12 protein-coding genes are annotated in these 12,179 nt (G+C 68.3%); 4 read left to right on the top strand and 8 right to left on the bottom strand.

Annotated features, from left to right (window positions below; translation table 11 throughout):
- Positions 1–4 precede the first annotated feature (4 nt).
- A complete protein-coding gene (locus tag METRZ18153_RS0117895) occupies positions 5–754 on the bottom strand; it encodes a YdcF family protein (protein WP_020166037.1) in 750 nt (249 codons plus the stop codon).
- Positions 755–865: 111 nt separating this feature from the next.
- Here METRZ18153_RS0117895 and METRZ18153_RS0117890 point away from each other — a divergent pair, with 111 nt between their 5' ends.
- The 4 genes from METRZ18153_RS0117890 (at position 866) to recG (ending at position 4,645) form a co-directional block, all read left to right on the top strand.
- Positions 866–1,324 carry a DUF2802 domain-containing protein gene (locus tag METRZ18153_RS0117890; protein ID WP_020166036.1) on the top strand — a complete coding sequence of 153 codons (459 nt, stop codon included), beginning with the start codon at positions 866–868 and terminating at the stop codon, positions 1,322–1,324.
- Positions 1,321–2,070 carry an SPOR domain-containing protein gene (locus METRZ18153_RS0117885; RefSeq protein ID WP_020166035.1) on the top strand — a complete coding sequence of 250 codons (750 nt, stop codon included), beginning with the start codon at positions 1,321–1,323 and terminating at the stop codon, positions 2,068–2,070. Before METRZ18153_RS0117890 ends, METRZ18153_RS0117885 begins: the two co-directional genes overlap by 4 nt.
- A gap of 116 nt (positions 2,071–2,186) precedes the next feature.
- Complete coding sequence (locus METRZ18153_RS0117880; RefSeq protein ID WP_020166034.1) at positions 2,187–2,567, top strand: Rid family detoxifying hydrolase; 381 nt, start codon at positions 2,187–2,189, stop codon at positions 2,565–2,567.
- Between the two features lie 41 nt (positions 2,568–2,608).
- Positions 2,609–4,645 (top strand): ATP-dependent DNA helicase RecG, encoded by a 2,037-nt coding sequence (gene recG / locus METRZ18153_RS0117875; protein ID WP_020166033.1) that lies wholly within the window; start codon positions 2,609–2,611, stop codon positions 4,643–4,645.
- 129 nt (positions 4,646–4,774) lie between these two features.
- On the opposite strand, the gene METRZ18153_RS0117870 is transcribed toward recG, so the two are convergent.
- The 7 genes from METRZ18153_RS0117870 to METRZ18153_RS0117840 form a co-directional block, all read right to left on the bottom strand.
- Positions 4,775–6,163 (bottom strand): alkaline phosphatase PhoX, encoded by a 1,389-nt coding sequence (locus METRZ18153_RS0117870; protein ID WP_020166032.1) that lies wholly within the window; start codon positions 6,161–6,163, stop codon positions 4,775–4,777.
- A 178-nt stretch (positions 6,164–6,341) separates the two neighbouring features.
- Entirely contained in the window at positions 6,342–7,469 is a 1,128-nt protein-coding gene (locus tag METRZ18153_RS0117865; RefSeq protein WP_020166031.1) for a response regulator, read from the bottom strand.
- Positions 7,462–8,568: an HDOD domain-containing protein gene (locus tag METRZ18153_RS0117860; protein WP_020166030.1), complete on the bottom strand. Its 1,107-nt coding sequence runs from the start codon at positions 8,566–8,568 to the stop codon at positions 7,462–7,464. The genes METRZ18153_RS0117865 and METRZ18153_RS0117860 overlap by 8 nt, the downstream gene beginning before the upstream one ends.
- Positions 8,559–9,668 (bottom strand): sensor histidine kinase, encoded by a 1,110-nt coding sequence (locus METRZ18153_RS0117855; RefSeq protein WP_020166029.1) that lies wholly within the window; start codon positions 9,666–9,668, stop codon positions 8,559–8,561. The genes METRZ18153_RS0117860 and METRZ18153_RS0117855 overlap by 10 nt, the downstream gene beginning before the upstream one ends.
- Positions 9,669–9,670: 2 nt before the next feature.
- Positions 9,671–10,783 (bottom strand): FIST N-terminal domain-containing protein, encoded by a 1,113-nt coding sequence (locus tag METRZ18153_RS0117850; RefSeq protein ID WP_020166028.1) that lies wholly within the window; start codon positions 10,781–10,783, stop codon positions 9,671–9,673.
- A gap of 78 nt (positions 10,784–10,861) precedes the next feature.
- Complete coding sequence (locus METRZ18153_RS0117845) at positions 10,862–11,302, bottom strand: DUF2721 domain-containing protein (RefSeq protein ID WP_020166027.1); 441 nt, start codon at positions 11,300–11,302, stop codon at positions 10,862–10,864.
- Positions 11,303–11,311: 9 nt separating this feature from the next.
- Positions 11,312–12,157 (bottom strand): 23S rRNA (adenine(2030)-N(6))-methyltransferase RlmJ, encoded by an 846-nt coding sequence (locus METRZ18153_RS0117840; protein WP_020166026.1) that lies wholly within the window; start codon positions 12,155–12,157, stop codon positions 11,312–11,314.
- Positions 12,158–12,179 lie beyond the last annotated feature (22 nt).

The following is a 12,179-nucleotide window of genomic DNA, read 5'->3' as shown; positions in this document are numbered from 1 at the left end:
GGGGCTAGGGGCGCAGTTTCTGCGCCAGCCAGCCCAGCCACTCGTGCAGCGCCCAGCCGGACTGCTGCAGCGCGCGCGACGATGGGATGAAGTCGCTGAATTCCCATGTGCCGGGGCGGCGGATCATCGTTGGCGCAGCGACCGGGTCCAGTCCGGCACGACGGAATTCCTCCATCGAACGACGCATGTGCATCGCATGCGTCACCAGTGCGACGCGGGTGATCCCGGCGTCGCGCAGCAGCAGCGCCGACAGCCGCGCGTTGTCGGCGGTGTCGCGCGAGGCCGATTCGACCCAGCGCACGTCCACGCCGAAGTCGCTCATCGCTTCGCGCATCAGTTCGCCTTCCGGGCGTCCGTCCCACACCACGCCGCCGCTGACCAGCACCGGCAGGCCGGTGCGCTTCGCCAGTCGTGCGCCGGCGCGCACGCGCTCCAGCGCCCAGCCATTCACCGTCTGTCCGTCATAGTCCACCAGGTTGTCGGCGGTGCCTGCACCGAGTACGACGATGGCACCGGCTCCGGTCAATGGCTGTGCCGCGCCGCTGTAATAGGTGCTGCGCTCCAGCCATCCGGCCAGCGCCGGCAGGCACAACGCATACAGCGTCAGTACCCCGGTGGCGGCCAGCGTCATGCCGGCCCGGCGGTGGCGGCGCATCAGCAGCAGGCCGAGCACGGCCATCAGCAGCAGGCTGGTCGGCGGCAGCAGCAACACCGCCACGGTCTTCTTCAGCAGGAACAGCAAGGAACTCGGCATGGGCGCGTGCCAGTGAAAAAGCCTTATTATCCGGGCCAACACGCCGCACGGCGGCGTTGCATGCACGCAGCGACGCGCCGGACGCGCGCGCAGACCACACGGAGCGGGGATTTGATCGATCTGTCGGCAATCGGCTGGAAGGAAGCAGCGCTGGTCGCGCTCGTCATTCTTGCCGGCTACATGGGCTATGCGCTGGTGCGCCTGTCCATGCTCAACGCCCGCCGCACCGCCGAAGCCGCACCACCGCCCGCACCCGAGGCTCCCGTGCCACCCCCACCGGTGGACCTGCAGGCCGAACTCGACATGCTGCTCGATGCCCGGCTGGCGCCGCTGATGCAGGCGCTGGAAACCCGGCTCGACCTGATCGAGGACAGGCTGGACGGCGTCAGCCGCCGGCTCGAAACCGTCAATCAGCTGCCGCCGGTCGCGCCGCAGTACAGCGAGGCGCTGTCACTGGCGGCGCGCGGCCTCAGTGCCGAGGACATCGCGGAACAGTGCGACATGTCGGTCGGCGAGGCCGAACTGGTACGTACGCTGGCGCAGAGCCGTGGCATGGGAGACAGGACATGAGTGCGACCGACAGCGTGACCGTGCGCGGCAACGACGAGCAGGAGGCGGCCGAACAGCGCAGTGCGCTGCTGCGCCGGGTGATCGTCGCTGGCGGCCTGATCGCGATGCTGATCGGCGGACTGGCCCTGTTCGACGCCAGCCGCCGCGCCCCGGAGACCGACGACGAACCGGTGGCCGCGGTCACGCCGCCGCCCGCCGAAACGCCGGCGGCCGAGGAGGCCACCGCCCTGCCGACGCTGCCGCCCGAGGAAACGCCGGCGGTCGACGCGACGACGGCGGCTATGCAGGACACGCCGCCGCCGCTGCCCGATGCCGCCACCGATGCGCAGCCTGCGCCGGCTGCGCAGCCGGAACCGGCGGTGCCCGAATCGACCGCGCGCCCGGGGGCGCCGCTGCCGCCCCGTGCCGCGCCCTCCGCTGCAGCGCCCCCTGCCGCGGCGCCGTCCAGGCCGGCCGCCGCGCCGGCCGACGCCGCGCCGCAGCCGGCACCGGCCATCGCCCGTTCGCCGGCGGTCGCCGGCTCCGGTTATGTCGTGCAGGTGGGCGTGTTCAGCAACGTCGCCAACGCCGAAGAGATCCGCGCCCGGCTTGCGCTGAACGGCATTCCGTCGCAGATCGAGGCGCGCGTGCACATCGGGCCGTTCAAGTCGCGCGCCGAGGCCGACCAGGCACGGCAGCGCCTGCGCGCGCTCGGCATGGACAGCGGGCCGCCGACCGCGCTGCGGCCGGCTTCGGCGCCGCGCTGAGTGCCGACGCCCCCATCGCCACCGAATCCGCGATAATCCGGCGACGTCCGGCACACTGGCCTTCCGCGGCCGGTATGCCGCGCAGCATTCATTCACAACGCTTCCGGAGACTTCGCATGTCGCGCACCATCGTTTCGACCCCCGACGCACCCGCCGCGATCGGCACCTATTCGCAGGCGGTCAAGGTCGGCAACACCGTCTACATGTCGGGCCAGATCGGCCTCGATCCGGCCACCATGACCATGGCCGACGGCATCGACGCGCAGATCGCCCGCGTGTTCGACAACCTGAAGGCGGTCGCCGCGGCGGCCGGCGCCACGCTGGATAACGCGGTCAAGGTGAACGTGTTCCTGACCGACCTCGGCAACTTCGCCAAGGTGAATGAGGCGATGACCCGCTACTTCAACCAGCCCTTCCCGGCGCGTGCCGCGGTCGGCGTGGCGGCGCTGCCACGTGGTGCGCTGGTCGAGGTCGATGCGGTGCTGGTGATCGACTGACACTGCTTGGCCAGGCCTGTCCCGGCCGTCCTGCCCTCCGCATGAGTACCCGCAGCGAAGCGCTTTCGGCCGCGCTCGACAAGATGGGCCTCGGCTCGGATGCCGCGCTCGTCCTGCATTTCCCGCTGCGCTACGAGGACGAGACGCGCATCACGCCGGTGGCGCTGGCGCGCGCCGGCCAGCCGGTGCAGGTCGAGGTCGAGGTGACGCAGGCGGAAGTGAAGTTCCGGCCGCGCCGCCAGCTGGTGGTGACCGCCGCCGACGACAGCGGCACCGTCACGCTGCGCTTCTTCAACTTCTATCCGTCGCAGCAGAAACAGCTGGCACCCGGCAAGCGGGTGCGCCTGTTCGGCGATATCAACCCCGGCTTCTTCGGCGCCGAAATGCTGCACCCTCGGGTGCGCAACGTCGGCGACGACACACCGCTGCCGGACCGGCTGACGCCGGTCTATCCGGCCACCGCGGGCCTGTCGCAGGCCAGCCTGCGCCGCGCCATCGACGACGCGCTGGAGCGCACCGATCTCGCCGACAGCCTGCCCGACGCGCTGCGCCGCCACTACGCGCTGGTGCCTTTCGGCGCCGCGGTGCAGGCACTGCACCGGCCACGGCCGGGCGAATCGCTGCGCGACCTCGACGAGCGGCTGGCGCCGGCCTGGCGCCGCATCAAGTTCGACGAGCTGCTGGCGCAGCAACTGAGCCTGAAGCGCGCGCACGCCGCCCGGCGCAGCCGCGACGCGCCGGTGCTGCCGCAGCCCGCGCAGACCGACGGTTCGCTGATAGACCGCTTCCTGCAGCGGCTGCCGTTCGCGCTGACCGGCGCGCAGGCGCGCGCCTGGGCGGAGATCGCCGCCGACCTGTCGCAGCCGTATCCGATGCAGCGGCTGCTGCAGGGTGACGTCGGCTCCGGCAAGACCGTGGTGGCGGCGCTGGCCTGTCTGCGTGCGGTCGAAGCCGGCTACCAGGCGGCCTTCATGGCGCCGACCGAAATCCTCGCCGAGCAGCACTTCCGCAAGCTGGCCGACTGGCTGGCGCCGCTGGGCATACAGGTGGCCTGGCTGTCGGGCAGCCTGAAGGCACGCGACAAGCGGGCGATGAAGGAAGCCATCGCCAGCGGTGCGGCGCCGATCGCGGTCGGCACGCACGCATTGATCGAGGACGCGGTCGATTTCGCGCGACTGGGCGTTGCGGTGGTCGACGAACAGCACCGCTTCGGCGTACGCCAGCGGCTCGCGCTGCGTGCCAAGGCGGGCGACGTGAGTCCGCACCAGCTGATGATGAGCGCGACACCGATACCGCGCACGCTGGCGATGAGCTATTACGCCGACCTCGACGTGTCGGTGATCGACGAACTGCCGCCCGGCCGCACGCCGGTGCTGACCAAGCTCATTTCGGCGTCCCGCCGCGAGCAGGTGATCGAGCGCGTGCGCGATGCCTGTGCCGCCGGTGCCCAGGCCTACTGGGTGTGCCCGCTGATCGAGGAATCGGAAACGCTCCAGCTGCAGACCGCGATCGACACCCACGCGCAACTGCTGGCCGCCTGCCCGGAACTGAAGGTGGGGCTGGTGCATGGCCGCATGAAACCGGACGAGAAGGCGGCGGTGATGGCCGGCTTCGTCGCTGGCGACACCCATCTGCTGGTCGCCACCACGGTGATCGAGGTCGGTGTCGATGTGCCGAACGCAAGCCTGATGGTGATCGAGCACGCCGAGCGTTTCGGTCTGTCGCAGCTGCACCAGCTGCGCGGCCGGGTCGGGCGCGGCAGCCGCGAATCGGCCTGCGTGCTGCTGTATGAAGGGCCGCTGTCGCAGACCGCACGCGAGCGGCTGCGCGTCATTCACGCCTACACCGACGGCTTCATGATCGCCGCCGAGGACCTGAAGTTGCGCGGTCCTGGTGAGTTCATCGGCAGCCGACAGTCCGGCCAGCCGCTGCTCCGCTTTGCCGATCTGGTGATCGACGAGGCTTTGGTCGAACTGGCGCGCGAGGCGGCCGATACGCTGCTGCGTGACCACGTCGCGGCCGCCGACCGTCATCTGGAACGCTGGCTGGCCGGGCGCGAGGATCTGCTGAAAGCGTAAAAAAGGGAGGGCCTGAGCCCTCCCGATGTCCCGCGTGCGGGGCCCGGTCAATGTCCGGTCCCTGCCTCACAGCGCGTTCATCCGCGTGCGACGCATGGATCGGGTGTCGACCGATCCCGGCAGCGACGTTCAGACGCGGGTGCGGCGGCGCGCGATCATGCCCAGCAGACCGAGGCCGGCCAGGAACATGGCGTAGCTTTCCGGTTCCGGCACCGCGGTGATCTGCAGCAGCGTGTCGTTGCCGCTGTTCGGGTGCTGGATGTTCACATAGGCGACGTTCGGGTTGAACTTGTCGAAGTACAGGCCCGTCGGCTCGGCACCTTCGGTCGATAGCGAAGCCCAGCGGCTCAGCGATTCGGCGACGCCGTCGCGGTCCGCATCCTGCGCGAACCAGATGTCGGCACGACCGCCCGGTTGGTCCTCGATGATGTAGATGTTGCCGTTGGCATCGATGGCCAGATTGTCCGGGTTGGTGAATTCGCTGCCGACGGCGGCACCGGTGACCGAACTGAAGGTCGCCCGGCTGGCAAACAGCTTCATTTCGTTGGTCGCCAGATTGAGCGAATACACCTCGTGGGTGGTCGTGGTGGCGATGTAGAGCACTTCGTCGCCGTTGGCCAGCACCTGCAGTTCGAGATCTTCCGGACGCTGGTAGTTGGTGCCGCCGACCATGTCGGCTGCGGCACGCCCGTCCATCGAGAAGGTGCCGCCACCGACGTTCACCATGGCGTTCACGGTGCTGGCCAGCGGGGTGCCGGTCGCGGTGGTGATGGCTTCCCAGCTGGCGGCGCCGACGGCGTTGGCGTTGTTGCCGCCATTGGCCTTCAGCACGAAGGTCTGGCCCTTGTCGAAGTAGCTGTCACCGGTGGTCGCGCCCGGTGCGGCCGACACGTACTTGTAGATCGAGCCGCCGTTGAATTCGTCGATGAAGTAGAAGCTCTTGTTCTTGTCGAACGCACCGCCTTCGTGCGACACGCGCGGCACCACATTGCGATGCACGAAGTCAGCGCTGGCGGTGTCGGCCAGCGGGTTCGTCACTTCGAACAGACGGCCCTTGCTGCTGCCGCTGCCCCACGACTCTTCTGCGGTCAGGTAGGTGCCCCACGGCGTCCAGCGCGAGAAGTCGCCAGCCACGAAGCCCTGGGTGCCCGACTGCACGATGGTCTTGGTGATGCCGGTCCACAGGTCGGTGCGTTGCACGCCACCGGCGCCGGTTTCAAACGGGGCGTAGAGATAGCGGCCAGCATCGGCGCCGGTTTCGTTGGCGGTGATCATGTCCCAGTTGCCGCTGTTCGACTGGCCGTTGGCGAGCTGCGTGACGCGGTCGGCCAGTACCTTCTGCGAGAACAACGGCGAGGACAGCTGCAGCGGCGCGCTTTCCGGCAGAGAGCCGGCGGCGACGTTGCCGGGCAGGGCGGTGAAGTTGTCGAAGTAGGTGTTGTCGGCCGCAGAAGCCTGCTGGGCGGAAACGCCCATCAGGCCAATGGCGGCGGCTATGGCGAGCTTGCGGGGCTGCATTGTCGGACTCCCTGATTGAATGAACGCCTTGCAGAAGACAAGGTGAGGGTCAGGGTAGCCAGCGCGCGTTCAAATCCCGTGATGCAGATCGGCCGGCGCGCTGCGCCGAACGGCGCATGATTTGTTAACCGTTCTTAATGCGCTGGCCGGCGATCCGTGATGCAGGTCGGCCGGCGCATCAGTCGGCGCGGCTGCGCACACGTATCGGTTCGCGTATGGCCTGGGCTGCAAGCAGGCGACTGAGCGCGGCGATCGCGGTATCGGTCAGTTCGTGGCCGCGCGACAGCACCATCATGCCGTTCGTGCAGCGTACGTCTTCGTCCACGACCCAGCCTGGCACCAGGTCGCGCACGCGCGCCGCGCGGTGGTGGCTCACCTCGCTGCGGAAGTCGGCCAGTGCCCTGACGATGTAGTCGGGCACCGGCGGCTGCACGGCGCGCAGCACTTCGCGCGGGCTGCGCGTCGCCTTGGTGCGCGACCAGTCGCGCTCAAGCTCGAGCGCAGCGCGCAGCAGCGGCGCACCGCGGATCACTTCGAGCGGCGCATCGGGCGGCGGGTTGTCGGACTGGTAGCGGATGATCTCGGCGGCCAGGTCCAGCCGCGGAATGGCGGCCACGAGCCGGCTCGCCACCTCGGGGTGTTCGCGCAGCAGCTTCTTTTCGTCGGGGCCGAGATGACGTTGCGCGGCATCGGCCTGCATCAGTTCGGGCGGTATGCCGACGCAGCCGAGCTGGCTCAGCGCAGCGGCGATGCTGTAGATCCAGCCGTCCGACCAGTCCAGCCGCGACAGCGCGTGCTGCACTGCCGAGTGCGCGAACGTGGCGCGCTGGAAAGCCCAGGGCGCCACCATGGCGAGCACTTCAGTCAGCGTATTCACCGCCGCGGTGAGCGTGGTTTCGAGCAGTTCGCGCTCGGCCCGCATGCGGTTGTAGTGACGCACGGCGTCGTCCAGCGCAGCGATCAGCACGTCGGACGGGCAGGGCTTGCACAGGTAGCGGAAGATGGCGCCGCGATTGATGGCGGCGATCGACGACTCGACGTCGGCCTGACCGGTGAGCAGGATGCGCACGGCATCGGGCGCCTGTTCGCGCGCTTGTGCGAGGAAGGTGGCGCCATCCATGCCCGGCATGCGCATGTCCGACACGATGACGGCGAAGGGCTCGCCGAGTTGGATGGCGTCGAGCCCGGCAGTGCCGCCATTGGCGGTCACCACGTCGAATCGGCTGTGCAGCGTCCGTTCCATCGCGGCCAGCAGGTTCGGTTCGTCATCGACGCAGAGCACGCGCGGCAGGGTGTCTTCAGTCATCGTCATGGTCCGTGGTGAGTGCTGCGTTGTAGGCCTGCCACTGCGGCCACTGATCGATTACGCCGGCGCGTTCGAGATAGGCGAGGTCCGGCGTCTGGCCGTTGGCCAGAGCGACCGCGACGTGCACGGTGCCGGCCAGACCGAAGCCGGTGGCGGCTGCGCGATCCGGGTGGGTGTGCCGCGCGACGGCGTCGACGATGTCCATCGGCAGGCCCCACAGGCCCAGCAGATAGGCGCCGACCGCGGCGTGCAGCGGTGTGTCGCAGACGGTGGTGGCGTCCTGCATCGTTTCGCTGCGCAGCGGCTCCACCAGCAGGCCGATGCGCGCCAGCAGCGCGGCCGTGGCGGCGACACCGCCGCGGCGGCCGGCGGTGATGCGGTCGGCCAGGCAGGACGCCTGCAGCGCGCGCCGCTGCAGGTGATCGACGAAAGGATCGGTCGCGGCGTCGGCGAACACCTGCGAGGCGAGCACGAGCAGCCGCACCTGATCGATGCCGAGACGGGTGATGGCGTCGTTGATGCTGGTGATGCGCGCGCCCAGCGTGAAGTAGGCGGAACCGGCCAGTTGCATGATGCGCGCGCTGAGGGCGGGGTCGCTGCTCAGCAGGCGGGCGACGTGACGGCTGTCGCTGGCCGGATCGGCAAGCAGCCGGGTCAGTTCGGCAAAGATGCGCGGCGCGCTGGGCAACCGGTTCACGCGACCGATCACGTCGATCACCGAGGCGTCGCGGAACATCGCACGCAGCGCCAGCGCCGCCTCTACCGCGGCCAGCAGCACCGCGTTGTCGCAGGGCTTGGATACGAACTGGTGGGCGACGTCGAGCATGCGCAGCGTCGACGCGGTGTCGCACTGGCCGGACAGGATGATGCGCAGCGTGCCCGGCCAGCGGTCGCGCACGGCGCCGAGCAGTGCGGCGCCGTCCATGAAGGGCATGCGCATGTCGGACACGACGACGTCGGCCGGCTCGGTTTCCAGTGCGTCGAGCGCCGCTTGGCCGCTGGTGAAGAAGCGGCACGCCCAGTCGGTTTCGCGCATCACCAGCGTGCGCTCGATGCCGGCCAGCACGCGGCTTTCGTCGTCTACGAACACTACCTGCATGACGCTGCCTCGTCGTTGTCGATGCACAGCGGCAAGCGCATCGTGAAGCGGGTGCCACGACCGACGTCCGATTCGCACAGGATTTCGCCGCCGTGCTGGTCGACCACAGTGGTGTAGACCATGGCCAGACCCTGTCCGGTGCCCTTGCCGACCGGCTTGGTCGTGAAGAAGGGTTCGAAGATGCGTTCGCGTATGTCCGGCGGGATGCCGGGGCCGTCGTCGGCGACACTGAGGTCGATGTGCCGGTCGCCGAAGCGTGTCGCCGTGATCCGGATCAGTCCCTTGTCGCGCACGCCCTCGGACAGCGTTTCGGCAATGGCGTGCGCGGCGTTCACGACCAGGTTCAGCAGTGCCTGACCGATCAGGTCACGTCGGCAAGGCAGGTCCGGCAGGTCGTCATCGACCTGCGTCTCGATCTCGGCCACATACTTCCATTCGCTGCGGGCGACGGTGACCGTGGTTGCGATGACCTCGCGGATGTCCACCGCGACCTTGTCGACGCCCGACGGATGCGAGAAGGCCTTCATCGCGCTGACGATGCGCGCGATGTGTTCCAGCCCCTCCTTCGACTGGGCGAGCGCGTCCGGGATCTGCCGGCGCAGGTAGTCGAGCTTGGTGCGGCGCAGGGTGGCGTCGAAGTCCGCCAGCAGCGCGGGGTCGGAGTCGCCGGCACGCAGGGCGGCGATCACCGCGACGCTGCGGTCGGCCAGCGCCAGCAGCGAGGTGGTGGCCATGTCGATGAAGCTCATGTTGTCGGCCACGTACTGCGTCGGGGTGTTGATCTCGTGCGCGATGCCGGCGGCCAGCTGGCCGATCGATTCCATCTTCTGCGACTGCAGGAGCTGCGTCTGCGTCTGTCGCAGCTCGCCCAGCGTTTTCTGCAGCGCCTGTCTTTCCTGCTCAAGTTCACCGGTCTTGCGGGCGACCACGTTGGCCAGGCTGATGTTCTGTTCGAGCAGCGCGAACGGCGAGTTGCGCATGCCTTCGTCCTGCTGGGCGAGGCGCCGCTTCAGGGCGTCTATCGTCTTGTCGCGCGCGAGCAGCTTGTGCTCCAGTTCGCTCAGGCGCGCCTCGATATCGGATTGTGGCAGGCTGGGCATGTCTATCCTCCGATCGCCACGGCGGTCAGCGTCTGATTCACGTGCAGGCCGTTGTACTGCTCGCCATAGGTGTAGAAGCCGAACAGCCGGTTGGCTGCCATCAGGCTGCTCATGTCGCCATCGATCGCTGTCTGCTCGAACTCCAGCCGACGCAGTATGCAGTCGCAGCCGAGCACCAGTGCCGGATCGGGCACCGTGCGGTGCAGCTCGGCCATCGCGTCGGCGACCGTCTGCAAGGGGTCGAGTACATGGCCGATCGATACGACGAGACCTTCGTCGATGGCGCAGTAGCAGGACAGCGACAGGTCATCGTTCACCTTCTGGATCGATCGCACATAGGCATCGCCGCCGAGCTGCAGCACCAGAGGATGGCGCGAGAACACCGCGGGCGTCAGCGCCTCGATGCGCTGATCTATCGCTTCAGCATAGGCGGTGGCGGCGGGTTCGCCATTCATTTCATGAATGATGCGCCGCTCGGGGTCGGCGCTCGTGATGACCAGCTCCGTGTCGCCGGCCGCGAAATGCTGGGTCTTGATGGTGGCCACCGGATGGGTGGTCTCGAACAGCGTGAACACTGCGGCATCGCTCAGGAAGAGGCCGTCCGTGTAGACGTAGGTGTGTTCGAACTTCAGGTTGTCGCCGGCCGAACCGCCGATCAGCGGCAGGTTGCCGACGTGCTGGTAGAGCGCGGCGACCAGCCTTTCCTCGGCCATCGACAGGCCATCCACCAGCAGCATGCCGAAGCGGTTCAGATCGGGTGTCGCGTCCGACCGGGCGCGGATGTCCTCGGCGATGCAGCTCACCTGGTCGACGTAGGCGGCCAGCGGGGTCACCGGATAGGTGCGCAGGCGCAGTCCGCCGCCCGAAAAGGTGACGCCGATGATGCCCGAGCGCTGGAAGCCTGCCGGGCCGAAGTGGCCGGACGAGGTGCAGCCGACCGTCGGGCACCTGTAGGTCCGCGCCAGTTCGCGACCCAGCGCCGCGAGGTCGAAATCCGGCGAGCAGAAGAACAGCAGTCCGTCCTTGTCGGTGCTGCCGGTCTGTGCCGCCAGTTCGGCCACCGCGCGGACCGGATCGGCCGACGCGCTGGCGCCGTAGCAGGTGTTGATCGCCATGGAGCCCTCCGTCGACCTTGTGCACAGGGTCAACGGCCGGCGCTCTGGAGGGCTTTAGATGCCGATTGTGTCGGGGTGTCAGCGGTTGGCGTGGGTGGCCGTGAAGACCGCGACGAACACTTCGCGCAGGAAGAGGCTCAGCGACGTGATCAGCGCCAGCATGGCGAGCACGAAGAAGCCGGCCAGCAGATCGGCCAGCACTACCGTGAACAGCACGCCGAAGAAGGCGCAGGACACGACCAGACAGACCATCAGCGCCGAGGCGACGGCAAACAGGATGGCCAGATAGACCAGCTTCGCACGCCGCGACAGCAGTTCGAGCTCGGTGGCATTGCTCATCGTTTCGTCTTCGCATTGCTGGCCACCGCGCGCCAGCACGACGCGGCGGCGGTCGATGATGCGACCGAGCCGGTTGTTCAGCGTGGTGATCAGCGTGGCGATGGCGGTGAGCAGGAACACCGGCGCTACGGCGAGGCCGATGGCATGGGTGATCGCGTCGATCGAGGTCTGCAGCACCATGGCAGGGCCTTACGGAATCTTGAAATCGAGTTCGAACTTCGCACCGGCGTCGATGGCCAGCGTCTTCGTGAGCCAGGGCATCGTCGCCTTCAGCGTGGCCGGCAACGTCCACGGCGGATTGACGATGAACAGTCCGCTGCCGTGCATGCCGAAACCGTCGGGCGACGGTGTGCGCGTGGTCAGCGACACGTGCAGCCAGGCGTCTATCTTCATGCGCTTGAGCTTGGCCGGTAGGTCGCGTGACTCCATGCGCTGCAGCTGCGGGTACCACAGGCAGTAGGTGCCGGTCGGAAAGCGGGTGACCGCGTCGCGCAGCGTTTCGAAGGCGTAGCGGTAGTCCTCGCGCATTTCGTAGGGTGGGTCGATCAGCACCAGCGCGCGCCGCGGCGGCGGCGGCAGCAGCGACCTCAGGTTGGAAAAACCGTCCAGCTTCTCGATGCGCACGCTGCGGCCGGCGTCGGCGAAGGCGGCGTTGAGCAGCTTGTTGTCGGTCGTGTGCAGTTCGAACAGCTTCATCCGGTCGTGCTCGCGCAGCAGGGCGCGCGCGATCATCGGCGAACCGGGATAGGCGCGCAGCGCCTCGCCTTCATTGAAGGCGCGCACGACGTCGACATAGGTGCCGAGCGCCGCCGGCAGGTCTGGCGCGGCCCACAGCTTGCCGATGCCCTCGGCGTACTCGGCGTTCTTTGCCGCGTAGCCGCTGTCCAGCGCATAGCCGCCGGCGCCGGCATGCGTGTCGATGTACCAGTAGGGTTTGTCCTTCTGGTTCAGGTACTGCAGCAGTTCGACCAGTACGAAGTGCTTCAGTACGTCGGCCGGATTGCCGGCGTGGAAGGCGTGGCGGTAGCTGAGCATGGTGTGTCGATGTATGGGCGAG

This window comes from Methyloversatilis discipulorum (genome assembly GCF_000385375.1).
In the GTDB taxonomy this organism is placed as follows: Bacteria; Pseudomonadota; Gammaproteobacteria; order Burkholderiales; family Rhodocyclaceae; genus Methyloversatilis; species Methyloversatilis discipulorum_A.
The sequence above is the reverse complement of the archived record's forward strand: the minus strand, read 5'-3'. Positions and strand labels throughout refer to the sequence as shown.